We start from the raw sequence: 23008 nt of genomic DNA on the forward strand, positions 1-23008 counted from the left end.
TGCCGCGCCTCTGCTCGTGCCGGAGGGGGCCTAGTGTCGCGCGTCTGAAGTTGTTTGACGGGTTGCGCGGGGGTCGGCGGTCTTGCCTCCAGGTGCTCGGGGGAGAGCCGTCCAGCCCTCTGACCGGGAGCTTGCGTGCAGCGGGCAATGTGGGCAGGATGAAGTTTAGTTCAGCATGAACTGTATTGTTCAGTGCATGTTGACTCTTACTTCCCGCTTGGATGCCATGCAGCGCCTGGGCCGGGCGATGGCCGACCCCACTCGCTCACGGATACTCCTGTCGCTTCTGGCGTGCCCAGCGCACCCGGCAGAACTCGCCAACGCTCTGGACCTGACGCGCTCGAACGTGTCCAACCACCTGGGGTGCCTGCGGGACTGCGGAATAGTGGTCGCCACCCATGAAGGCCGTCAGGCCCTCTACGAGATCGCTGACCCCCACCTCGCGCGTGCGCTCACCGAGCTGGTCGAGGTCAAGCTGGCCGTCGACGAGGACGCTCCCTGCCTCGACGTCACCTGCGATGTGCCCGGCTGCCATGAAGGGAGCACTAGGGCATGACGGTCACGGCACTGCTCCAAGCGATCGGGCTCTTCGTCGCGACCAACATCGATGACATCATCGTGCTCTCACTCTTCTTCGCCCGAGGGGCGGGGCGTCCGGGGACGACCGCGAAGATCCTGGCCGGGCAGTACCTCGGCTTCGTCGGGATCCTCGCCGCCGCACTGCTGGTGACCCTGGGGGCGGGGTGGGCACTGCCAGAGGAGACCATTCCCTACTTCGGGCTCATCCCCCTCGCGCTGGGCCTCTGGGCCGCATGGCAGGCCTACCGCGGCGAGGGCGACGACGATGATGCCGCCGTATCCGGCAAGAGCGTTGCAGTGGCGACCGTCGCCGGAGTCACCTTCGCCAACGGTGGAGACAATATCGGCGTCTATGTCCCGGTGTTCCTCAACATCAGTACTCCCGCTGTCATCACCTTCTGCATCATGTTCCTCGTGCTCGTGGCTGTGTTGGTGGCCATGGCCAAGTTCGTCGCCACGCGTCGACCCATCGCCGAGGTCCTGGAACGGTGGGAGCACATCCTCTTCCCGATCGTCCTGATCGGACTGGGCGTCGCGATCCTCGTCGGTGGCGGCGCGTTCGGCCTCTAGTGTCGCGCGCCTGAACTGGTTTGACGGGTGGCGTGAGGCAGGATCTCCTCGGCGGTCTTGGTCCAGATGAATGGGTGGCAGCGCTCGTTCCAGCCGTCGATGAAGGTGCTGATCGCTGCGACGAGTTGCTTGACGCTGTCGAAGGAGCCGCGGCGGATGGCCTGTCGGCTGATGATCCCGAAGAAGACCTCGACGAGGTTGAGCCAGGACCCGCTGGTCGGGGTGAAGTGCAACGTGATCCGCGGGTGCTTGGCCAGCCACTGCTTGATGTCCTCGTGCTTGTGCGTGTGGTAATTGTCCAGGACCACGTGCAGCTCCCGGCGCGGGTAGGCCCTGGCGACCTTCTTGAGGAAGTCGAGGAACTCGGCCTTGCCGTGCCGGTCGTAGCACTGGTCGGTCACCGCACCGGTGGCCACCTCAAGAGCGGCGAACAGCGTGGTGGTGCCATTGCGCTTGTAGTCGTGGGTCGCCTTCTCCGGCAAACCCGGTCGAAGCGGCAGGATCGGCGCGGTCCGGTTCAAGGCCTGGATCTGGGACTTCTCATCCACGCACAGCACGACCGCCTTCTCCGGCGGGTTCAGGTACAGCCCGACCACGTCGCGGACCTTGGCCTCCAGTTCCGGGTCGGTGGAGAACTTGAACGTCTCCCGCCGCCACGGCTTGACCCCGTACTTGCGCCAGGCGCGGGCCACAGTGGCATCCCCGATCCCCAGGTGCTGGCCCAGCAGCCGCGAGGACCAATGCGTCACCCCGAGCCTGGCCGGTGGCGGCTCAAGCGTGGTGGCGATGATCCCGGCATCATCGACGCGTTTCGGTCGGCCCGAACGCTCCTCGTCCTCCAGGCCAGCGAGCCCGTCGACGGCGAACCGGTCACGCCACTTGATCACCGTCGGACGCGAGGTCCCGACCTGCCGAGCCACCGCAGAGGTGCCCGCCCCCGCCGCGACGGCCAGCACGATCCGCGCCCGCTGCGCACGTCCCGCCGGCAACGTGCGCGACCGTGTCCACGAGGTCAGGGTCGCACGATCCTCATCGCTGATCTCCAGAGCAGGTGACGGCATACGCCATCATCCCATACTGTCAATGAATTAATGACGCGCGACACTAGATGATCCGCGGCTGCTCGTTGCCCGCCATCTCGATGCCGCGGCGCATGTTCACCCGGGTGAGGATCAGCCCGCCCACGACGAAGAAGGCGATCGTGACCAGGATCGCGGGACGGTAGGAGCCCGTCAGCTGGTAGGTGAGCCCGAAGGCCAGCGTCCCGAACCAGCTCGTGCCCCGCTCCATCGCCTGGTAGAAGCTGAAGTACTCCGACTCCTTGCCGGTCGGGACCAGCTGGGAGTAGAGCGAGCGCGACAGCGCCTGGGTGCCGCCCATGACGGTGCCGATGAAGACGGCGCACACCAGCCAGACCGTGAAGGCGCCGGTGGGCACGAAATAGGCGAAGGCGACCACGAGGGTCCACATCACCAGTCCGGACAGGACGGTGCGCTTGGCACCGACCCGGCCGGCGATCCACCCGAAGACGAGGGCACCGCCGAAGGCCACGAACTGCACCAGCAGGATCGTGATGATCAGCTGGCTGGTGTCGAAGCCCAGCGCCTCGCTGCCGTAGAGGCTGGCCGAGGAGATCACCGTCTGGATCCCGTCGTTGAAGAAGAGGTAGGCCAGCAGGAAGAGCAGGGTGTGGGGGTAGCCGCGCAGGTCGCGGAAGGTGTCCCGCAGCTGGGTGGCGGTGCCCCCCAGGACACCCGCCGACCGCTCGACCGGCGTCGCCGTGGTGCCGCGGAGCCGACGCAGCCCGATGACCGGGATGAGCGTGAACAGCCCCCACCACAGGCCCGCCGACAACAGGTTCAGGCGGACCGCCATGGTGTAGGAGATGCCCAGCGCCTCGTGCGCCTGCATCAGCCCGAGGTTGAGCGCCAGCAGGATCCCACCACCCAGGTAGCCCAACGCCCACGCCCGGGACGACACCCGGTCCCGGTCGTCCGGTGCGGCCACCCGCACGAGCAGGGCGTCGTAGACCACCGTGGAGGCGCCGAGGCACAGGTTGGCCACGACGATGAGCAGCACGCCCAGCTCCCAGTTGCTCCCGTCCAGGAAGAACATGGAGGCGGCCGCCGCGGCGCCGACCCAGGCCAGGCCGCCCAGCAGCCACGTCGGCCGGGGGTGCCGGTCCGCGATCGCCCCGACGAAGAGCAGCACGACGGCGGAGACCAGGGTGGCCACGGTGATCGTGTACGGCGCGACCGACCCGACCGCCACCGGGATGCCCAGGACCGAGAGCATCGTGTCGCAGCGCTCGCCCTCCGCCAGGTCGGGGCAGGCGTCCGCACGCGCCAGCGCCGTGAGGTAGGGCGAGATCAGCACCGTGCCGGTGGTCGTGACGTAGGCCGAGTTCGCCCAGTCGTACCAGCCGAAGGCGCGCTGGTGGGCTCGGGTGCGCTCGACCTCCGGATCGGCCCGCGGCACCGTGGGAGTGGTCATGCCGCACACGCTAGCGACCCGGGACGGTGCGTGGCGGAGGCGCGACGTGCCTGTTCGGCTTGCAGGCAGGCAGGGCCGGAGTGAGGCTGAGGGCGTTCACCACGACGAAAGGATCCGACATGGGACTCGGGGACAAGATCTCGAACAAGGCGGAAGAGGCCAAGGGCAAGATCAAGGAGACCGTCGGCGACGCCACAGACAACGAGCGGATGGAGGCCGAGGGTCAGGCGGACCAGACCAGCGCCAACGTCAAGCAGGCGGGCGAGCACGTCAAGGACGCCTGGAAGGACGCCTCGAAGTGAGTCCGGCCGGGTCCTGAGGCCCGGCCCACCACGGACAGCACCCCCTGCCCCCGGGCCGGGGGTGCTGCGCTGTCCTCAGGTGCGGGGAGGTTCGGTCTCGTCGCCGTCGGGCTCGGCCCGGTCCCGCCGCAGGATGGGGGAGAGGATGCGGTCGCGCAGCGAGGCCGCCAGCTCGCCGGTGCGTCCCAGCATGGCGACCTGCGCCGCGCCACGCTCGTCCTCGGCCTGGAGGTATGCCTGTCTGGCGCGCAGGGCGAATAGTGGCGCCGAGCTCTCCGCGAGGTTCGCCGCCTGGCTTCCCTCTGTCGTCACGTTGCGCACGTCGTCGACGTGCAGCTGGCCGCTGCGCAGGTCGAGGTGCTCGCTGCCGTATCGGACCAGGGTGAGGGCGCTGGCCAGCACCGGCACCGCGAGGAAGGCGCCGAGCACCCCCCACAGAGTGCCGCCGGCAGCGACGCCGAGCAGCACGATGACCGGATGCATGGACATCACCCGGCTGTGCATCACCGGCGCGACGAAGGTGCTCTCGGCCTGCTGCACCGCGATGACGATGAGCAGCACCCACACTGCCGTGACCCAGCCGTTCGAGACCAGCGCCACCAGGACCGCCAGCCCTCCGGCGACGAACGCCCCGACGATCGGGATGAAGGCCAGGAAGAAGGTGATGACGGCCAGCGCGAAGGCCAGCGGCACCCCGAGCAGCAGCAGGCCCAGGCCGATGAAGGTCGCGTCCACGGCCGCGACGACGGCCTGCGCCCGGAGGAAGCCGCCCAGCGTCACCCATACCCGGGCCAGCGCCTCGGTCAGGTAGAGGCCGGCAGTGCGTCCGACGGTCTTGCGCATCCAGGGCAGGAAGCCGTGGCCGTCCTTGAGGAAGAAGAAGGTCAGGACGAGCACCAGGATCGTGGTGACCAGGATCGACCCGACCGTGGTGATGGTCGACAGGGCGCCTTCGGCCAGCACGTCGGCGCGTGACTCGAGCCATGCGGTGATGCGGTTGACGAAGGAGTCGAACTGCTGGTTCCGCAGGCTGACGGGTGGCTCGGAGAGCCACTCCAGGACGATGTCGGCACCGGCGGCGGCGTTGTTGGCCACCTGCCGGACCTGCGCGCTGACCCCGGGGGCGATCGCGACGATGATCCCCCCGAAGACGGCGAGCGCGCCGAGCAGCACCGCCGCGGCGGCCAGCCCTCCGGGCCACCGGTGCCCGCGCAGCCACCGGACCGGCGGCCACAGGACCGAGCAGAGGATCAGGGCGAGGATGATCGGCAGCACACCGACCCAGATCCGGCCCAGCCCGTAGAGGATGACGACGGCGGCCGCGACCACGAGCAGGAAGCGCCACGACCACGCGGCCGCCCCACGGAGCCCCTGGAGGATGAGGGCGCCGCGGTCCACCTCCGCGCGCTCGTCCTGCCGGTCCTCCGGGTGGGCTGCGGGGTCAGGCCCGAACTCGGGCCGCTCGTCCTGCTCCGAGGTGTCCGGCGGCCCCGACTCCTCGGGGGCACCGACCGATCCGCCCTCGTCGAGCGAGGGCGCGTCGTCGCCGGCTGGTTGGTCCTGCATCTCTGGCCTCCGGGTCACCTCACGTCTGGACCGCGATCGCGCATCCCAGCGTATGCGTCGCCCCCGCGTCGATCTCGACGGCCAGGTCCCCGGTGGCGGCGGCCTCGACGCAGACGAAGTCGCGCCACTCACCGTCGCCGAGGTCGCTCATCCCGGCAGCCTTGTCGGCACCAGGGTTCCACACGACGGTCTGGCCGGCCCCCTCGGAGGTCAGCACCAGGACCCGCTCGCCGTCGTCGACCTCGAGCCGGGGCCTCCCGGGGGAGTCGAAGACGGAGTCGGTCTCGCCCTCGATCAGCACCGGGCCGTGGTGGGTCAGCCGCTCGCCGGTCACCTTGTCGAGGTAGTCCGCCCCGGACAGACCGCGCACCTGCGTGCGCGTGACGTCGCCGACGGCGAGATAGGTGTGCAGCGCCACCTCGGCCCGCAGCGGCCGGCTCCCGGGGTTGTGGACCGCGAGGCTCAGCCGGAGGACGGGCTGCGCCTGCCGGGGCTCGAGCGAGACGGCATACCGCAGGGCGAAGGGCCCCCCGAGATGCTCCGCACCCGGGTGCCCAGCGACGTCGGTGTCGCTCACCGTCCAGGCCCAGGTCTCGTGACCGGCCGGGGTGAGCGGTGTCCAGGTGGTGGTCCGGACCAGACCGTGCGCCGGGGCCAGCGCCCCGGACGGGCCGTCGGCGAACCAGGGGAAGCACAGCGGCACACCGCCACGGATCGCGCGGGACCCGTCCAGCACGGCGTGGTCGCTGCACCACACCACCGGGGCCCCACCCACGTCCCAGCGGGCGAGGTGCGCGCCGTGGTCGTAGGCGACCAGAGCAGACCCGCCGCGTTCGGCTGTCCTGGCGGTGAGGGGCGCGGCGGGAGGCATGGGCCCAGGCTACGGCCCGACCACGCCGTAGCGCCGGGAGGACGGCCCCGGTGAGAGGCTGGGGCCATGCAGGGCACCGCATGGATCAGCTGGCTGCGCTGCCTGGCGGTCTTCGGCGTCGTGCTCATCCACACCGTCGGGGCCACGGCCACGGCGGGGGCGGAGGGTCGCACCGGCGCGGTGGACGGCTGGGTGGCCCGTGCCCTGGACCTCCCGCTGCTGTGGGTCGTGCCGGTCTTCGTCATGCTGTCCGGTGCGCTCACCCTGGATCCGGCACGGTTCGCCGGCACCGGCAGCTTCCTCCGTCGGCGCGTCTGGCGCCTGGTCCCCGCCCTCGTCGTGTGGCACCTGGTCTACCTGGCCTACCTGGCCCTGACCCGGCCCGCGTCGTGGTCCGGGCCGGGTGACGCGCTCGCCCGGGCGCTCACCGGGCAGGTCGCCCCTCACCTCTACTTCTTCTGGATCGTGCTCGGGCTGTCCCTGCTCACCCCGCTCCTGGTGCCGTGGCTGGCCCGCACCGGCCGCCGCGAGTGGGTGCTGGCCGGTCTGGTGGCCTGGGCGGTCCCGGTGCTCTCGCTGTGGCCGCTCGGTCCGGGTGGCGAGCCGGTCGGGGTCACCCACAGTGCCTGGACCTGGTGGCTGCCCTACCTCGGGGCATACCTCATGGGCTTCGGCCTGCGCGGCGTGGTGCTCCCGCGCCGCTGGACCCTGGTCGCCGCGCTGCTCACCGTGGCGCTCGCGGCGCTCCTGACCTGGCAGTGGAAGAACCCCGCAGCCCCGGACTGGCTGCAGGCCTGGGCCGGCGCCCACTACTACTCGCCGTCCGTGGCCGCCCTCTGCCTGTGCGTCTACCTGCTGGCGCAGTCGCTCATCCGCCCCGGCGGTGCCCTGGCGGTGCTGACCGGAGACCGGGTGATGGCCGTGGTCGACCCTCTCGGCCGGGCCACGCTGGGCATCTTCGCCCTGCACTTCCTGGTCCTGCTCATCGGCACCGACACCGGACTGCTCGGACCACCGGTCGCCCCCTGGCCGATCCTGCTGGGGCGGTTCCTCGTGGTGGGGGCGGTGACGACGGGCGTGGTGCTGCTGCTGCGCCGGGTGCCGGTCGTGCGGACCGTCCTGTGAACACCGGCACTCAGGCACCGGCAGGGGGCACGCTGCGCAGGGAGGCCGCCTCGACCTCGTAGCGCGACGCCACCCCCGCACCGGTCCGGAAGAAGCGGCGCCGCAGGGCCCCGGTCACGTGCACGCCCGCCCCGTCCTCGAGGCGGAGGGCGGCGCCCCGCGTGCGCGCGCTCCAGCAGGTGACGTCGATGGTGTCGACCCGTTGGCGGGAGGCGCCGGACGAGCCGCCCCTGCGGGCTCGCGGCCGGGGGACCACCACGCGCAGCTGCACCAGCACGTCTCCGCTGGGCAGCGATCGCTCCTCGGGGTCACCGCTCACCCTCCCGGTGAGATGCACCTGGTTGGCCGGTGCCGCCGCTGTCGTCGTCATCGACCCAGACTGCCGACGCCGGGCGGCACGATCGAGGTGCCGGACCGGATCTGTGGACGACGGACCGGAGCCGGGGCGGGGTGTGGACGAGGGTGGCTACATCTCCTCGTGGGTCTCCGGGTCGCCGTCGAAGAGCCGGCCGTCCGGCCGGCCGAGCGCGGTGATCGCGGCCACCTCGTCCCCCGTGAGCTCCAGGTCGAGCAGGTCCAGGTTGGCGCGCTGCCGCTCCGGTGTCGCCGACTTGGGCAGCGGCATCACCCCGCGCTGCAGGTGCCAGCGCAGGATGACCTGCGCGGGGGAGGCCCCGGTCCGTGCGGCCGCCCCGGCGACCGGGTCCGCGTCGTACTGCGCCTGCCGCTTGCCGAGCGGGCTCCAGGCCTGGGTGAGGACCCCGAGCTGCTCGTGCACCTCGATCAGCTCGCTCTGCGGGAAGAGCGGGTGGCACTCGACCTGGTTGAGGACGGGGGCCTCACCGGTGGCCTCGATCACCTCACGCAGGTGTCCTGCGGTGTAGTTGCTGGTGCCGACGAAGCGCACGAGTCCGCGCTCGCGACACTCGAGCAGCGCCTCGACCGCCTCCACGTAGCGTCCGCGGGAGGGGTTGGGCCAGTGGACGAGGGCGACGTCCACCCGGTCCAGACCCAGCCGTTCGAGGGACTGCTCCACGCTGTCGACGGCGGCCGACCGCTCGTGCGACCGACCGGGGATCTTGGTCGCGACGAGGACCTCCTCGCGGGGCAGCCCGCTGCGCCGCAACGCCTCCCCGACCTCCTGCTCGTTCTCGTAGTTGACCGCCGTGTCGAGGTAGCGGTAGCCCACCTCCAGGGCCGAGAGCATCGCCTCCACCCCCTCGGGCCCGCGCAGCGGGTAGGTCCCGAAGCCGACAGGGGGCAGGGTGGTGCCGTCACGCAGTCTGTGCATGCCGTCCAGGCTAGGCGCCCCGGGCCCGGTCCGCAGCCGGTGGGGCGGTGCCCGGTGCCGCTCACATGAGGGCGGCGGTCAGCCGGCAGACGTTGTCGAGGTAGCGCTGGTGCCACGGTCGCTGCGCCCACTCCTGCAGGGTCAGCACGCGGGAGGCCTCGCGGTAGACCTCGTCGTTGTCCTGCAGTTGCCTCACCATGTCCCCGCCGAAGGCCAGCAGCATGATCTCGTAGGTCAGCGCAAAGGAGCGGAAGTCCATGTTGCTGGAGCCGATGAGCGCCACCCGGTCGTCGACCGTGAGGTACTTGCCGTGCAGGACCGTCGGGGCGGGATAGCGGTGGATGACGACGCCGGCCTCGAGCAGCACCTGGTAGTAGGAGCGCTGCGCGTGACCGACGAGGAACTGGTCCGCCTGCTCGCCGACGAAGAGCTCCACCCGCACGCCGCGGTAGACCGCGCTCGTGATCGCCGCCAGCAGCGCCTCGTCCGGGACGAAGTAGGGGCTGGTGATGGCCACCCGCTCGCGGGCCATGTGGACCAGGGCCACGAATTGTCGCCAGTTGGGCTCGGTGGGGAAGCCGGGGCCTGAGGGCACCAGCTGCATGGCGTGCGCGGCGCCCCCGGGCACGAGGTCGGGCTGGTCGGGGAAGTAGCGCTCGTGGTTGAGGTTCTCGCCGGTCTCGGTGTACCAGTCGGTGACGAACACGGCGGAGACCTGGAGCACGATGTCGCCGCCGACCTGGACGGAGACGTCGCTCCAGGCCCGCCCCATACGGGCGTTCTTGATGCTCCCGTAGGCCGGGTCGATGAGGTTGTGCGAGCCCACGAAGGCGACCCGTCCGTCGACGACGAGCAGCTTGCGGTGGTTGCGCAGGTCCGGACGCTGCCACTGCCCGCGCAGCGGTCGCACCGGCATCATGTGGTGCCAGGTGATCCCCGCGGCGCTCATCCGGTCGCCCAGCTGCCGGCGGCCCGGGTACTTGCGGGAGCCGAGGTGGTCCAGCAGGAGCCGCACCTCGACCCCGCGCCCGGCGGCCCGTTCCAGGGCGGAGAAGAGGACGTCGGTGCTCTCGTCCCAGGCGACGATGTAGAACTCGACGAAGACGAAGTCCCGGGCCTGGTCCACCGCGGAGGCCATCGCCGCGAAGAAGTCGCCGGCGTCCGGGTAGACCCCCTCGCAGGAGCCGCTCACGCAGGACAGCCCGGTCAACCGGCGGTTCATCCGCACGATCGAGGCCAGGTCGTCCTCGGGCTGGATCTGCGGCAGGTCCGGCAGGGTGTCCGCGTGGTCCGCGATGAGCTGGTTGGCCTGGCGCTGGATCTCGTGCCGGCGGCCGGAGACGAACTTGCTCCCGATGAGGAAGTACAGCGGGAACCCCACCAGCGGGACGAACAGGATGAGCAGGAGCCAGGCCGAGGACGCCCCGGGCCGCCGGTTCTCCGGCACGGTGCCGATGGCCCAGATCTTCAGGCCGTAGTCGAGCAGCAGCACGACCCCGTAGAAGGTCGCCGTGAGGGGGTGCATCTCCCGGAGTCTAGGTGTCCGAGGCGGCCGGGCCCGGCTCGGTGCGCGCAGCGGGGGAGGAGCCTTCCACGGGCGCACCGTCCCTGGTGACCTCGTGCGGGATGAGGGTCCCGGTCACCTCGTGGTGCGGCCACTCCAGCGTGTGCGGCGCCGTCTGGGTCACGTAGTTGGGGGTCTCCCGGTCGTGCACCTCCTTCGGCACGACAGGCAGGTTGGTGTGCGGCGGGTTCGCGGTCCAGGCGGCGGTGAACAGGCACCACCGGATCCCCAGGTTCAGCCAGATGATCAACGTGGCCAGCACCGCGAACGAGGCGACGATGGGGTTGTCCCACCGCCCGATGAGACTGGTGCCGACCAGGCGCAGCACGCCCCAGCCGGCCGCCCCCAGCAGCGCGCCCTGCCACCAGTCGGGGTGCGGCATACGCACCTTGGCGGCCACCCGGAACAGGACGTAGAAGACGACCGCGTCGACCACGAAGGCGGCGAGCACGGCCGCCGTGCGCAGCAGGAAGCGGGTCGTGTCGCCGCTGGCACCGACGGCGTCCAGCGCCACCTGCGCGGCGCCGGTGGACGCACTGAGCAGCACCGAGGACAGCAGCACCGCCGTGGCCAGCATGAGCACCCCCGCGGCGTCCCACAGCTTGCCGCGGACCGGACGCATGGGTGCACCCGTGAGACCGAACATCGACCGGATGCTGTTGCGCAGCCCGGTGAGGACGTTGGTCGCGGTCCACACCAGGATCGGGACCGAGATGATGGTCGCCAGGGTCAGGGACCGCTCCAGCACGAGCCGGTCCGGCTCGATGATCCCCCCGTTGGACCCGTCGTCGACCAGCCCGGGGAAGGCCGTGTTGATCGCGCCGATGACCGCGTCGAAGAGCTCGGGCTGACGGCCCAGGGTGCTCCGGAAGACGTTGACCAGGATCGTCATCCCGGCGGTGAGCGAGACCAGGGCCGAGATCGTCACCCCGCCGGCGGACAGGTTCCCGCGGACCAGCAGGTAGCGGACGAAGGCGCGCACGACCCGGGAGGTGTCGACCCGGTGGACGGCGCGCCAGAAGACGTTGCGCTCCACCCCGTCGTCGGTGTCGACGGCCATCGCACCACCTCCCGCTCACGTCTGCGAGGACAAGGTATCCCGACCCCGGTCCGGCGCGCGCAGCCTCGGGTCCCCACCGCGGTGGACATCGGTGACCGTCCTGGGGTCGAATGCACCCATGGACGGCGACCACGACCCCGCCACGGCGGGCGTCCCGTGCCGGCGCATCCCGGACGGCGCGCTCGAGCCCGCGGACCCGACGCCCGGGATGAGCCGGCGGATGGCCGAGCACTCCGACGGCATGTGGACCGGCACCGTGGACACCGAGCCGGGAGCGGTCACCGCCTGGCACCACCACGGCGAGCACGAGACGACCCTCTACATCGTGTCGGGGACGTTCCGGCTGGAGTCCGGGCCCGGGGGAGCGGACGTGATCGAGGCCCGGGCGGGCGACTTCATCCGGGTCCCGGCCGGCGCGATCCACCGGGAGTCGAACCCCGGGGACGAGGCGTCCCGGGCGGTGGTCGTGCGCTGCGGCTCCGGCGCGCCGACCGTCAACGTGCCCGGTCCGGCGGGGGAGTAGGGGAGTCCTGCAGGGGCACGGCATACCCCCTGCCGGTGGTGCACAGCAGCCGGAACCCGCACGCCTGCAGCCGCTGCGCGTAGCGCTGCCCCTCCAGCGCGGCTTGGGGATCCGCCACGTCCTGCACCGTGGCGTAGTCGAGCAGCCGGTCCACGCCACCACGCTGCAGCCAGTCGGCTGCGGCGCCCAGCAGCCGTCCCACGGACCCGGCACCCAGCTCGCCTGCGGCCCCGTGCAGGTTGCCCACGTCGGCCCAGGAGGCAGCGGTCCGGCTGCGGACCAGACCGGCGTCGCACACCTCGACCCAGCCGACCGGCACGCCGTCGGCGCCCACCACGTCCAGCCGGGTCCCCAGCCGGCCCACGGACCGCTGGGCGCGGTCCCCGGCCTGGAGGTGCCCGACGAGGTCGGCGCAGTCGGCGGTCAGCACCTGCTCCCGGCGCAGGGGGTCGGTCGCCCCGGCCTCGTCCCACAGGTCGACCAGGTGCGGCCAGGTGTCGGGTATGACGTAGCACCCGGGAGCGGGCAGCGCCGGGTCGAGCAGCAGGCGCGGTGCGCTCCACGACCGGGCCCACCGGCGGATGCCGGCGATGAGCGCCCGCCCGGCGTCGGCGCGGCCCGGCTCGCAGACCAGCCAGCGCACGATCGCCGAGTCCCGGTAGTCGTGCCCGACCTCCTCGTCCGGTGCGCAGCGGTGCACCAGGGCGGCGGCGAGGAGCCGCTGGCCCGACTCGACCACCAGGGTGCGCCGCTCCACGACCCAGGGATCGACGACGACCTCGTCGGGCTCCCGCTCCAGCTGGGACAGGACGGCGTTGGTGGACAGGGTGATCCCGGGGATCACCGCGGCGACGTGACGGTTCACGAGCGCGGTGAGCTGGTCACGGTGATGACGGGACAGGACGGAGACGGTGTGGTCCATGCGCGGGCCTCCAGGCAGGGTGCGCGCCGTCGAGGCGCGCGTCGTGGGATGGAGCCGCTACCCGTGCGGTATGTCCGCCAGCCTAGCGGCCCACGGTGCGCCGCACGGTCCGCCACGAGGTCCCGGCCCGTACCCCGCGCGCCTGGGCACCGTTGTGCACCGGACACACCGTCGTCGACCCTGCCTCCGGTGCATACTCGTGCCCAGGTAGGACGCACCTGTGGATATCGCCGATAAGCTACATTATGTCATGTTGTCGGGATGGCGCCGCGCGAGACCACTTCCCCATCAGGACGGACAAGGAGCCGGTATGCACCTCGCCGTGTTCGGCAGCAGCGGTCCGACCGGGCTCCGGGTCGTCCGGCAGGCGCTGGGTTCGGGGCACCGGGTCACGGCGGTCACCCGGAGGCCGGATCGCTACCCGCTGGAGGCTGCGGACCTGCAACGTGGTCGGCGCCGATGTCACCGACCCCGGCGCCGTGTTCGCGGCGGTCGTCGGCACGGACGCCGTGATCTCGACCTACGGCGTCCCCTACACCCGGCGTCGGGTCACGGTCTACTCGACCGGCATCGCCGGGATCATCGAGGCCATGACGGAGCACGGTGTGGACCGCCTGGTCTGCGTGAGCAGCACCACGGTCGCGGAGCAGCCGGCGCCGGGCGAGACGCTCGCGTGGCGCCGGGTCGTCGAGCCGTTGCTGCGTCACGTCCTGGGGCGCACCCTCTACGACGACATGTCGAGGATGGAGGATCTGGTCCGCGCCAGCGACCTCACCTGGACCATCGTCCGCCCGGCCGGCCTCTTCGACGCCGACGCACCCGGCGCCTACGACATGGCACCCCCTCGCCTCCAGGGTCGCTTCACCTCCCGCGCGGATCTCGCCGACGCCCTGCTGGCCGAGGCGACGAGCCCACGGCATCCCCGCTCCACGGTCGATGTCGTCAGCCGCACCGCGCCACCGCCACCGCTGACCTTCCTGCGCGAGGTCACGAAGATCGGGACCCGGGACGGCTTCCGCCCGCCCGGACCGGACCAGCAGTGACTCACTCCCCCTCCCGGTCCACCAGCCAGGCCGCGTCCACCGGGCGCAGCCCGCGCGCGACCTCCAGGGCCTGCTGCTCGGTCCACCCGGACCCGCGCCCGGAGTCGGTGCGGTCGCTGAGCCGGGCGTGGCTGGTCCCGAGATCACGGAAGACGATCCAGTGGTCGCCGTCGGCCTGCCGGTATGCACTGATCCCGTCGCCCAGCTCGACGCAGGGCCGCAGGTCGGTCCGCTCGCACCCGCCTCCCCCGAGCCTGATGTCCACCGCCAGGTAGTCAGCCTCCGGTGGCTCCCCCCGGGCCAGCCGGTAGGCCACGGTCCGGCCGGAGTAGGTGGTCACCGTGTCCACCCGCAGGTCGTCCCGGTCGGTGGGCGCGACCAGGTCCACCCCGACCGTCTCCAGCTCGGCGATCTCCGCGCCTCGCTCGCGCCGCTCCAGCACCAGCCAGGTCCCCGCCGCCAGCGCCGCGGCGCACACCAGGGCCGCCACCCCGGGTAGCCACGGACGCCTCGTCTGCTCCTCGGCCGTCGTCGCGGGAGCCGGTCGGACCGCCGACAGACCGGCGACCACGGGCGCGGCCACGGCGAGCACCAGCGCCACGGTCTCGTCGAGGGAGGCCACCAGCACCGCCGTCACCAGCAGCAGGAGCGTCACCGGCAGCCACCACCACCGCATCCACCGCGCCGCCAGGACCGCGGCCGCGACGGCCGCCAGCACCGCACCGAGCAGCGCTCCCCCGAAGGGATAGTTCAGGCACTCCAGCCCGCCCTCGCACGGGATGAGCAGGCCGACCGCGAACCCGGCGACCCCCAGCCCGAGCACCAGGGCGAACCACAGCAGCAGCGCCCTGACCAGCGGCGCGGCGCGGGCCGCTAGGCCGGCCACCGTGCACCCCTCGGGCGCATCCGGGCTCAGCCCGCGGCGGCGGCCAGGACCTGCGCCAGGTCCTCGGGCCGCGACCACATCGGCCAGTGGCCGGTCGGCAGGTCGACGTAGCCCAGCGCCCGGTAGTCCGGCAGCGCCCTGAGGAACGGCACCCCCTGCTCGGCGTAGCTGCGGAAGTCCTCGCTCGGGAACGAGCTGCAGATCACCGTCGCGGGCACGTCGTGCCGCGCGTCGTTGGTGAGCCGGACGGGCGTGCTGACGACGCGTCCCGGCGTCGGCACCGCGCGCGAGCGGAAGGTGGCCAACTGGTCCTCGGTGAGGTCCCGCATCGCGCCCTCGGCGAGCTCGTCCTCGTAGCGGTCCTCCAGCAGCAGCACCTCCCCGGCGAAGTCGGCATCCATGGCCGCCCCGTCGGCGCTCGGGGCCGTGTCCACCCACACCATGTGGTCCACCAGCTCGGGTCGCTGGTCGATGACGAGCGTCCCCGGGATGGCGGCACCGCTGTGCACCGCCAGCACCCGCCGGTCCGCCGCCGGGTCCAGCGCCGCGACGATCGAGTCCGCCTGGTCCTGCGGTGTGACCACGGCACGGTTCGGGTCCTCGACCCCCTGGCCGGGCAGGGTGAGCGCGTCCACGGCATACCCCTGCCCGGACAGCGACCGGGCGACCGCCTCCCACGCCCACTCCCCCAGCCAGAACCCCGGCACCAGCACGATCTGTGTCGTCATGCACCCATCCTGGCACCTCCCCCGGACAGTCCGCGTCCGCACGCACCACCGGGCCGCTGCTGCTAGAAACGACCTGTGCAGGCGGGACAGAGGGTCCTCCTCGTCGAGGGCCGCAGCGACGCGGCAGCCCTGCGCGCGGCCGCGGTCACCACGGGCACCGACCTCTCCGGGACCACGATCCTGGTCCTCGACGGCGCGACCAACGTCGCCCGTGCCGCCGCGACCATCCCGTCCTCGGCCCCCGTCGGTGCACTGGTGGACGTCGCCGAGCAGCCGATGGTGCGCCGCAGACTGACCGAGACCGGGCGCCCCGAGGCACCGTTGTTCGTCTGTGTCGACGACCTGGAGGACGAGCTGATCCGAGCGCTCGGCGCGGAGCAGGCCCTCGCCGTGGTGACCCAGGAGGAGGACCTGCGCGCGTTCCGCTCGCTGCAGCACCAGGCCGCCTGGCGCGACGAGCCGGTCGAGCGCCAGCTGCGCCGGTTCCTCGGGTCGGGCTCGGGCCGCAAGTCGAGGTATGCCGCCAGCCTCGCCGCGGCCACCCCGGTGGACCGGACGGCCGGACCGCTCCTCGCCGCGCTGCGGTGGTCGGTCAGCGGGCCATGACCCCTCGGCCCCCGACGCGCGGGGCTGTCAGGAGGTCGCCGCCGCCGCGAAGTCGTCCGCGAAGGTCACGAGGAGCTCCAACGTCCCGGCATCGGCGTTCATCGTGATGACCCCGTCCTCCGTGCGCTGGTAGCAGACTGCCGACGTGCCGCCCGGGTTGAGCCCGCAGCTGCCTGCGCCCGCCTCGGTGTTGTCCGTCTCGATCTCGGAGACGAGGTCCTCGTAGGGCGAGGACAGCGTCTGGGTGTCGACGGAGACGTACTCCCCCGACTCCAGGTCGTAGATGATCGCCGGGCCGCTGTCGTCGGCGAGCGTGAACTCCCCCACGGTCTGCGGGGGTGAGTCCATGACGCCCGCCGGAAGGGTGTCCACGGTCCCGCCCGCGTCCGCGTCCTCCTCGGTCGGCTCCTCCGTCGTCTCCGACGCGGTGGTCTCCTCGACCGGTTCCTCCGAGGTCTGCTCCTCGGTGGCCTCCTCGTCCATGGCGCCGGTGTCGGCGGCGGAGGTGTCCTCGGACGGGCTGGCGGCCTCCTGGCCGTCGTCCGCGCCTCCGCAGGCGGACAAGGTGAGCGCCAGGGCGACGGCGGCGGTCAGGCGTGCTCGGGTCGAGCGCATGTGAGTTCCTCCCCAAGGATGTCGTCGCGCGAGGCCGCGCAACCCCGCCCACGATAGGGGCGTGACCCGGCCGCTGCCAGTGCGACGCGCCCGCCCGCTCACTACGCTCGGTGCATGGCGACCATCTTCACCAAGATCATCGAGGGCGAGATCCCGGGCCACATCGTGTGGAGCGACGAGATCTGCAGCGCCTTCCTCGACATCGAGCCCCTCACCCCGGGACATGTCCTGGTCGTCCCTCGGGAGGAGATCGACCACTGGCTGGACCTCTCCCCCGAGACGTTGGGTCACCTCATGCAGGTCGCCGCGACGATCGGCGCGGCGCAGCAGCAGGTGTATGCCGCGGAGCGGGTCGGGGTGATCGTGCAGGGCTTCGAGGTGCCGCACGCGCACATCCACGTCTTCCCCACCTCCGACCCTGCGGACTTCGACCTCACCCGGAAGGGTCCGCGCGACCCCGATGACCTGGCCGCGGACGCCTCGTCGCTCCGCGAGGCCCTCAGCGGCTGAGACCGGGCCGTATCTGGAGCACCCCGGCCCTCCTCCTGTCAGCGGACCGGCCTGGGTCCGGTGCGAGCAGGACGCGTCAGGACGCGAAGGAGCAGTCATGGACCACAGCGGCAGTTCACCCCGACGGCGCTGACAGCTGCCGCAGGTCGACGCAGGCTTCGTCACGGACGGGGGGATGGAGACCGACCTGATCTTCCACCACGGGCTGGACCTGCCGGAGTTCGCGGCCTTCCCGCTGCTCCAGGACGAGGCCGGCCGGCGCCTGCTGGAGAGCTACTACCGCGGCTATGCCGACATCGCCCGCCGGTCCGGGGCCGGCCTGCTGCTGGAGACCCCGACCTGGCGGGCCAACCCGGACTGGGGACGCGCCCTCGGCTACGACGCCGAGGCCCTGCGACAGGTCGACGTGGAGGCGGTGACCTGGCTGCGCCGGCTCGCCCGGACCTGGGCTACCGACCTCCCTGCCGTCCTGGTCAGCGGGATGATCGGGCCGCGCGACGACGGCTACGCCGCGAGCACGATCGACCCGGCAGAGGCTGCCGACTACCACCGGCCCCAGCTCGCGGCCTTCCTCGAGGCCGGCGCCGACCTGGCCACCGCCCTGACCCTGACCTCCGTCGGCGAGGCCACCGGGGTGATCCGGGCGGCGGCGGAGCTGGGCATACCGGTCGCGGTGTCCTTCACCGTGGAGACCGACGGCGCCCTGCCCGACGGCACCCCTCTCGGGACCGCGGTCGAGGCCGTCGACGACGCGACCTCGGGAGCAGCCAGCCACTTCCTCGTCAACTGCGCCCATCCGCAGCACATCGCCCGGGCCCTCCCTGCCCCAGGCGCCGGTCGTGGTCCCGACTGGACGTCGCGGATCGCGGGCCTGCGGGTCAACGCCTCCACCCTGAGCCACGCCGAGCTCGACGAGGCCCTCGAGCTGGACGAGGGCGACATCCCCACGCTCGCGGCCGCGACCCGCGACCTCGCGGCGTCCCTGCCCGCCGTGCGCATCGTCGGCGGCTGCTGCGGCACCGACGCCCGGCACGTCGCGGCGATGTGGGGTGTGGAGCAGGACACGCCGGGCGCTCACACCGGTCCGGCGGCGCCCGGCTGAGACAGTGGTGCGATGAGCGAGAGCGTCGACGGTCAGGACGCCTCCGACTTCCACCGCGAGGTGGACGACCCCTGGGACGAGGGCTTCGCGGTCACCGGTCCGGTGGAGGCGCACGGCAGGTCCCTCGACTTCGGCCTGCTGCTGCTGCGCCTGGGTCCGCTGCTCCTCATCCCCTACGGCGTCCACGCCGCGGCCGACATGCCCGCCTTCGTCGCCCAGGTGGACCAGACCTATCTCGGCTCCCAGGCCCCGGACTTCATCGGGTGGCTGATCATGCTGGCCGCCGTCGCGCTGCCGGTCCTGCTGCTGGTGGGGCTGTTCACCCGGCCCGCCGCCTTCCTGCTGACGGCCGTGCTCGCGGTCGTCTGGACCCTCGGGGTCTTCCTGCGGGCCGGCTACCGGCCGGTGACCGCCGACGGCGGCCTCACCGGCGAGAGCGCGCTGCTCCTCATCGCCCTGGTGCTCCCGCTCACCTTCACCGGTGCCGGGAGGCTCTCGGTCGACAGCCTCCGGACCGGAGGCCGGCCCTAGCGTCCGAACTACGCTGTCCCGGTGCAGTGCGACTACTTCGATGCAGCGGTATGCCGCTCCTGCACGCTGATGGGCGAGGAGTACCCCGTGCAGCTCGCCGCGAAGCAGCGCGAGGTGGCGGCGCGGCTCGCCGGGCACGTGGACCTCGCCTCCTGGTCCGAGCCCGTCCCCAGCCGCGAGTCCGGCTTCCGCAACAAGGCCAAGCTGGTGGTCGGAGGGTGCAGGGGTGCCCCGACGACCGGCATCCTGGACCGGCAGGGGCGCGGTGTGGACCTGCGTCACTGCGGCCTCTACGAGCCCGGCCTCGCCGACGTCGTCCGCGCCGTCCCCGGGCTGGTGGCCGAGGCCGGCCTCACGCCCTACGACGTCCCGTCCCGGCAGGGTGAGCTGAAGCACGTCCTGCTGACCCACTCCCCCGACGGCGAGCTGATGGCCCGCCTCGTCCTGCGCTCCCCCGGGCAACGGCGCCGGGTCGAGGAGCTCCTGGCAGCGCTGGCCGAGCGCCACGACCTGCCGACGGTGCGGGTGGCCAGCCTCAACCTGCAGCCGGACCACGCGGCGGTCCTGGAGGGGCCGGACGAGGAGGTCCTCACGCCGCACCGCACGCTGGCCATGCGGGTCGGGGAGGTGAGGCTGCACCTCGGCACGCGCAGCTTCTTCCAGACCAACACCGCGGTCGCCGCGGAGCTCTACGCCCAGGTGCGCGACTGGGCGGCGCAGATCGCCCCCGCGACGGTCTGGGACCTGTACTGCGGCGTGGGCGGCTTCGCCGTCCACCTGGCCCGCCCTGGTCGCGAGGTGACCGGGGTCGAGCTCTCCGCCGAGGCCGTCCGCAGCGCCGCCCGGACCCGCGGCGAGCTGCCCGCGGCCCTCGCTCACGGGCTGACCCTCGTCACCGAGGACGCCACCGCGTTCGCCCTCGCGTCCGCGCCCGCCGACCGCCCCGACCTCGTGGTCGTCAACCCGCCGCGGCGCGGCATCGGGACGCTCCTGGCGCGCTGGCTCGACGGCTCCGGCATACCCCATGTCGCCTACTCCAGCTGCTCCGTCGAGAGCCTGGCCCGGGACCTGGACCGGATGCCGAGCTACCGGGTCAGCCGCGCCAGGGTGTTCGACATGTTCCCCCAGACGCGGCACCACGAGGTGGCCGTGCTGCTGCAGCACGTCTGAGGCGGGTCGCCCCGACCGCACCCGGTCGACTCTGCCATGATGGTCCCCCGCGACATCCCCGACGACGAGGAAGTGCCAGAGCGATGCCCAACACCTTCGAGGCCGTGTCCCACGCCGGGCACGAGCGGAGCTCGGCCTTCCTCGACGTCGAGCAGCCGGAGGCCGTGCTCGAGGACTACATGGAGCGGTCCCAGCTGCACCGTGGCTCGCTGCGCGAGCAGGACGGCTACACGATCCCGTTCCGGGACGGCGGCCAGGTGCGCATCACGGTCCAGGAGTCCGGCGACCCCGGGACCGGTCTGCTCTTCGAGGTCGACGCCCCCACCGTGGAGCGCCGGGACTACATCGAGCGCGAGGTCGACCAGGAGCTGGGCTCCGACACCGACGGGCTCAGCTGGCGGCGCGAGGACGGCTGAGCGCCGCACCCGCTCCGGTCACCGGAACGGTTCCGGGTCCCCCGAGCCGACGCGGAGCACCTCGGCGTAGCCCTCGGACAGGTCCACCACGGTCGTCGGCTCGCACCCGGTCTGGTCCCCGTCGACCACCACCTCGACGAGGTGGTCCAACCGCTCCTTGACCTCCCAGCCGTAGCCCAGCGGCTCCTCCTCGCCGGGCATGAGCAGCGTGCTGGTCAGCAGCGGTTCACCCATCTCCGAGAGCAGCGCACGGCAGATCGGGTCCTGCGGTATGCGCACGCCCACCGTCCGCTTCTTGGGGTGCAGCAGCCTGCGGGGCACCTCCTTGGTGGCGGGCAGGATGAAGGTGTAGCAGCCGGGGGTCGCGGCCTTGACAGCGCGGAAGACCGCGTTGTCCAGCTGCACGAACTGGCCGAGCTGGGAGAAGTCCGCGCACATCAGGGTGAAGTGGTGCCGCTCGTCCACCTGCCGGATGCTGACGATCCGCGCCTTGGCGTCCGGGTCACCGAGGTGCGCCCCGAGGCTGTAGCAGGCGTCCGTGGGGAAGGCCGCCAGGCCTCCGTCGCGCAGCACCTGGGCCACCTGCTGGACGAGGCGCGGCTGGGGGTCGACCGGGTGGATGTCGAGGAAGCGAGCCATACCCCGACTGTAACCACCGGTGCGCCCGCGACCCCACCCCCGGACCCGAGCAGCCTGCAGCGGGTCAGCTGTGCCGCAGGAAGTGGCGCAGGGTCGCGGTGAACGCGTCCGGCTGCTCGGAGTGCACCCAGTGGCCGGCACCCTTGACGGTCACCTGCACCGTCCGCGGGAAGAGCGCCCGCATCGGCCCTTCGTGCTCGGTGGCGATGTAGGGCGAGTCGCCGCCGGCGATCCACAGCACCGGCCCCTCGAAGGTGCGGTCCTGGTGGGGGATGTCGCCGGTGACGACGTCCAGGTCGCGCAGCAGCACCTCCAGGTTCGGTTGCCAGCCGAAGGCCTGGGTCGCGGGGTCGCGACGCAGGTTCTGCAGCAGGAAGCCACGCAGCGCGGGTGAGTCCACCGCGGTGGCGAGCATCCGGTCCGCCTGCCCGTGCGAGGTGATCGCACCCAGGTCCAGCTCCAGCAGCGCGGAGAGCAGGTGCTCGAACTGGCTCACCTCTCCCGACCCGGTGGGGCTGATGTCCACCACCACGAGTCGGTCCACGAGGTCCGGCGCCGCCAGGGCGGCCGTCATCGCCGTCTTGCCGCCCATGGAGTGCCCCACCAGGTGCACGGGGCCGTCGACGGCGAGGACCCGGAGCTGCTGCACCAGCAGGTCCGCGGCGGTGGCGTAGTCGATCCGGTCCGTCCAGGGCGACCTGCCGTGGTCGGGCATGTCGAGCAGCACGCAGCGGAACTCCGGCTGCAGCGCCTTGGCGATCCCGGTGAAGTTGCGGCCGCGCCCGAGCAGCCCGTGGCAGAAGACGACCGGCCGGCCCTCCCCCTCACCGATGACGGTCTGCGCCAGGGGGCGGGTGGTCTGCTCGCTCACCGGGGCAGACTAACCGGCGGCGGCCGCCGGCTCACCCAGCGGCCTGCGCATCGCCGCCGTCTGCATCTTGAGGGTGAACCCGAGCCGCTCGTAGAGCCGGGTGGCACCGGTCAGGCTCTCGGAGTCCACGTCCAGCCCGATGAGGTCGTAGTCACCGGCGTCGGCGACCAGCCGCATCGACCGTGCCAGCGCGATGGCGGCGATCCCCCGGCCCCGGGCCTGCGGGACGGTCCCGAGGATCGACACGTAGGCCTCGCGGTCAACCCACTGCCCGAGCAGCACGTAGGCCAGCACCTGACCGTCCAGCGGACCTCCCCGGCCACGGGCCAGGGTGGACACCGTGGGACGGGAGCTGCGCGAGGTCCACATGTCCCGCCAGCGCTCGCCGTCGACCGGCCCCGACCCCCAGTGGTCCGCGAAGGCCGCGTTGTGGGCCAGCCTGGTGTCCTCCAGGTCGGCGTCGGTGGGGTTGACGAGCTCGACGCCGGCCACCTCCCCCACCGCAGGCAGGTCGTCCAGGCCCCGGGTCAGGTAGTTGTAGTAGCGGGCGACGGCATACCCCCGGTCGGCGAGCAGCCCGCGGGCGCTGGACCCGTCCAGCCCGCCGTCCGCCGAGAGGTACCCGGTGAGGTCGGGGTGCCGCTCCTGCGCCAGCTGCTCCGCCCGCGGCTCGGCCCGGTCCAGCAGCGCGCTGCCCAGACCCTGCCCGCGGTACTCCAGGCGCACGCCGCCACCGATGTAGCCGCGGGACTGCCCGTCGCGGTCCGGCGTCCTGGGGGCGCTGACCGAGGCATACCCCACCAGGCTCGCGCCGTCCCAGAGCGCCCAGGTGTCCTGCTCCGGGTCGTGACCCGGAGCCTGCAGCTCCTCGGCCAGGTCCTCGGCCGACATGAACTCCTCGGTGCCGTCCACGGTCGCCAGGTGGTTGACCAGGTCGGACCACGCCTCGACGTCGGCGGCGCCCAGGGTGCTCCAGCGGTATGCCGTGCCGCTCGTCGTCTCGTGTGCCATGGGAGCAAGCGTGC

The 23008-nt window shown here is 72.2% G+C and carries 27 protein-coding genes; 12 read left to right on the forward strand and 15 right to left on the reverse strand.

The window, feature by feature from the left end:
- The first annotated feature begins 196 nt into the window (after positions 1-196).
- Both cmtR and FXF60_RS01005 read left to right on the forward strand, forming a co-directional pair.
- On the forward strand, positions 197-556 hold the full coding sequence (gene cmtR, locus FXF60_RS01000) for a Cd(II)/Pb(II)-sensing metalloregulatory transcriptional regulator CmtR (protein ID WP_050671804.1): 360 nt from the start codon (positions 197-199) through the stop codon (positions 554-556).
- Positions 553-1149, forward strand: coding sequence for a cadmium resistance transporter (locus FXF60_RS01005; protein ID WP_151523381.1), 597 nt, complete (start codon positions 553-555; stop codon positions 1147-1149). The genes cmtR and FXF60_RS01005 overlap by 4 nt, the downstream gene beginning before the upstream one ends.
- On the opposite strand, the gene FXF60_RS01010 is transcribed toward FXF60_RS01005, so the two are convergent.
- Together FXF60_RS01010 and FXF60_RS01015 are read right to left on the reverse strand one after the other, a co-directional pair.
- The gene (locus tag FXF60_RS01010) at positions 1146-2210 is read right to left on the reverse strand and encodes an IS630 family transposase (RefSeq protein WP_151523382.1); all 1065 of its coding nucleotides are present in this window, start codon (positions 2208-2210) and stop codon (positions 1146-1148) included. The genes FXF60_RS01005 and FXF60_RS01010 overlap by 4 nt on opposite strands.
- Before the next feature lie 43 nt (positions 2211-2253).
- Positions 2254-3642, reverse strand: a complete 1389-nt coding sequence (locus tag FXF60_RS01015; RefSeq protein WP_151523383.1) for an MFS transporter — start codon at positions 3640-3642, stop codon at positions 2254-2256.
- A gap of 119 nt (positions 3643-3761) precedes the next feature.
- Here FXF60_RS01015 and FXF60_RS01020 point away from each other — a divergent pair, with 119 nt between their 5' ends.
- Positions 3762-3944, forward strand: a complete 183-nt coding sequence (locus tag FXF60_RS01020; RefSeq protein ID WP_151523384.1) for a CsbD family protein — start codon at positions 3762-3764, stop codon at positions 3942-3944.
- A 75-nt stretch (positions 3945-4019) separates the two neighbouring features.
- Here the strand turns inward: FXF60_RS01020 and FXF60_RS01025 are convergent, their stop codons facing one another.
- Together FXF60_RS01025 and FXF60_RS01030 are read right to left on the reverse strand one after the other, a co-directional pair.
- Positions 4020-5510, reverse strand: a complete 1491-nt coding sequence (locus tag FXF60_RS01025) for an AI-2E family transporter (RefSeq protein WP_151523385.1) — start codon at positions 5508-5510, stop codon at positions 4020-4022.
- 19 nt (positions 5511-5529) lie between these two features.
- Positions 5530-6381 carry a D-hexose-6-phosphate mutarotase gene (locus FXF60_RS01030; protein ID WP_151523386.1) on the reverse strand — a complete coding sequence of 284 codons (852 nt, stop codon included), beginning with the start codon at positions 6379-6381 and terminating at the stop codon, positions 5530-5532.
- Positions 6382-6447: 66 nt separating this feature from the next.
- Here FXF60_RS01030 and FXF60_RS01035 point away from each other — a divergent pair, with 66 nt between their 5' ends.
- Positions 6448-7506: an acyltransferase gene (locus tag FXF60_RS01035; protein ID WP_151523387.1), complete on the forward strand. Its 1059-nt coding sequence runs from the start codon at positions 6448-6450 to the stop codon at positions 7504-7506.
- A 10-nt stretch (positions 7507-7516) separates the two neighbouring features.
- Here the strand turns inward: FXF60_RS01035 and FXF60_RS01040 are convergent, their stop codons facing one another.
- From FXF60_RS01040 to FXF60_RS01055, 4 genes are all read right to left on the reverse strand, one after another.
- Complete coding sequence (locus FXF60_RS01040) at positions 7517-7876, reverse strand: single-stranded DNA-binding protein (protein WP_151523388.1); 360 nt, start codon at positions 7874-7876, stop codon at positions 7517-7519.
- Between the two features lie 96 nt (positions 7877-7972).
- Complete coding sequence (locus FXF60_RS01045; protein WP_151523389.1) at positions 7973-8797, reverse strand: aldo/keto reductase; 825 nt, start codon at positions 8795-8797, stop codon at positions 7973-7975.
- Positions 8798-8858: 61 nt separating this feature from the next.
- The gene (gene cls, locus FXF60_RS01050) at positions 8859-10322 is read right to left on the reverse strand and encodes a cardiolipin synthase (RefSeq protein ID WP_151523390.1); all 1464 of its coding nucleotides are present in this window, start codon (positions 10320-10322) and stop codon (positions 8859-8861) included.
- A 10-nt stretch (positions 10323-10332) separates the two neighbouring features.
- Positions 10333-11421 carry a YihY/virulence factor BrkB family protein gene (locus tag FXF60_RS01055; protein WP_151523391.1) on the reverse strand — a complete coding sequence of 363 codons (1089 nt, stop codon included), beginning with the start codon at positions 11419-11421 and terminating at the stop codon, positions 10333-10335.
- A 118-nt stretch (positions 11422-11539) separates the two neighbouring features.
- On the opposite strand from FXF60_RS01055, the gene FXF60_RS01060 reads away from it, so the two are divergent.
- Positions 11540-11944, forward strand: a complete 405-nt coding sequence (locus FXF60_RS01060; RefSeq protein ID WP_151523392.1) for a cupin domain-containing protein — start codon at positions 11540-11542, stop codon at positions 11942-11944.
- On the opposite strand, the gene FXF60_RS01065 is transcribed toward FXF60_RS01060, so the two are convergent.
- A complete protein-coding gene (locus tag FXF60_RS01065) occupies positions 11916-12866 on the reverse strand; it encodes an N-acetyltransferase (RefSeq protein WP_151523393.1) in 951 nt (316 codons plus the stop codon). The two genes, FXF60_RS01060 and FXF60_RS01065, sit on opposite strands and share 29 nt — an antisense overlap.
- 446 nt (positions 12867-13312) lie before the next feature.
- Here FXF60_RS01065 and FXF60_RS01070 point away from each other — a divergent pair, with 446 nt between their 5' ends.
- Positions 13313-13909, forward strand: coding sequence for an NAD(P)-dependent oxidoreductase (locus tag FXF60_RS01070; protein WP_202879511.1), 597 nt, complete (start codon positions 13313-13315; stop codon positions 13907-13909).
- 1 nt (position 13910) lies between these two features.
- On the opposite strand, the gene FXF60_RS01075 is transcribed toward FXF60_RS01070, so the two are convergent.
- Positions 13911-14795: a hypothetical protein gene (locus FXF60_RS01075; RefSeq protein WP_151523394.1), complete on the reverse strand. Its 885-nt coding sequence runs from the start codon at positions 14793-14795 to the stop codon at positions 13911-13913.
- A gap of 26 nt (positions 14796-14821) precedes the next feature.
- Positions 14822-15523, reverse strand: a complete 702-nt coding sequence (locus FXF60_RS01080) for an alpha/beta fold hydrolase (RefSeq protein ID WP_151523395.1) — start codon at positions 15521-15523, stop codon at positions 14822-14824.
- 75 nt (positions 15524-15598) lie between these two features.
- Here FXF60_RS01080 and FXF60_RS01085 point away from each other — a divergent pair, with 75 nt between their 5' ends.
- A complete protein-coding gene (locus FXF60_RS01085; protein ID WP_151523396.1) occupies positions 15599-16129 on the forward strand; it encodes an ATP-dependent endonuclease in 531 nt (176 codons plus the stop codon).
- A 27-nt stretch (positions 16130-16156) separates the two neighbouring features.
- Here the strand turns inward: FXF60_RS01085 and FXF60_RS01090 are convergent, their stop codons facing one another.
- Positions 16157-16744 (reverse strand): hypothetical protein, encoded by a 588-nt coding sequence (locus FXF60_RS01090; protein ID WP_151523397.1) that lies wholly within the window; start codon positions 16742-16744, stop codon positions 16157-16159.
- A 114-nt stretch (positions 16745-16858) separates the two neighbouring features.
- Between FXF60_RS01090 and FXF60_RS01095 the strand changes: the two genes are divergently transcribed.
- From FXF60_RS01095 to FXF60_RS16405, 5 genes are all read left to right on the forward strand, one after another.
- Entirely contained in the window at positions 16859-17254 is a 396-nt protein-coding gene (locus tag FXF60_RS01095) for an HIT family protein (protein WP_151523398.1), read from the forward strand.
- 136 nt (positions 17255-17390) lie between these two features.
- A complete protein-coding gene (locus FXF60_RS01100; protein WP_302849006.1) occupies positions 17391-18356 on the forward strand; it encodes a homocysteine S-methyltransferase family protein in 966 nt (321 codons plus the stop codon).
- Between the two features lie 12 nt (positions 18357-18368).
- Complete coding sequence (locus tag FXF60_RS01105; RefSeq protein ID WP_151523400.1) at positions 18369-18887, forward strand: DoxX family protein; 519 nt, start codon at positions 18369-18371, stop codon at positions 18885-18887.
- A 21-nt stretch (positions 18888-18908) separates the two neighbouring features.
- Positions 18909-20057, forward strand: a complete 1149-nt coding sequence (locus FXF60_RS01110; protein ID WP_151523401.1) for a methyltransferase domain-containing protein — start codon at positions 18909-18911, stop codon at positions 20055-20057.
- An 83-nt stretch (positions 20058-20140) separates the two neighbouring features.
- On the forward strand, positions 20141-20473 hold the full coding sequence (locus FXF60_RS16405; RefSeq protein WP_192796542.1) for a hypothetical protein: 333 nt from the start codon (positions 20141-20143) through the stop codon (positions 20471-20473).
- Positions 20474-20491: 18 nt separating this feature from the next.
- Here FXF60_RS16405 and FXF60_RS01115 read toward each other — a convergent pair whose 3' ends face one another.
- The 3 genes from FXF60_RS01115 to FXF60_RS01125 all read right to left on the reverse strand — a co-directional run bounded on the left by FXF60_RS01115 (position 20492) and on the right by FXF60_RS01125 (position 22994).
- Positions 20492-21112 (reverse strand): L-threonylcarbamoyladenylate synthase, encoded by a 621-nt coding sequence (locus tag FXF60_RS01115; RefSeq protein ID WP_151523402.1) that lies wholly within the window; start codon positions 21110-21112, stop codon positions 20492-20494.
- 64 nt (positions 21113-21176) lie between these two features.
- On the reverse strand, positions 21177-21983 hold the full coding sequence (locus FXF60_RS01120) for an alpha/beta fold hydrolase (protein ID WP_151523403.1): 807 nt from the start codon (positions 21981-21983) through the stop codon (positions 21177-21179).
- A 9-nt stretch (positions 21984-21992) separates the two neighbouring features.
- Positions 21993-22994, reverse strand: coding sequence for a GNAT family N-acetyltransferase (locus FXF60_RS01125; RefSeq protein WP_151523404.1), 1002 nt, complete (start codon positions 22992-22994; stop codon positions 21993-21995).
- Positions 22995-23008: the final 14 nt, after the last annotated feature.

Source organism: Serinicoccus kebangsaanensis (assembly GCF_008919445.1).
Classification (GTDB): domain Bacteria; phylum Actinomycetota; class Actinomycetes; order Actinomycetales; family Dermatophilaceae; genus Ornithinicoccus; species Ornithinicoccus kebangsaanensis.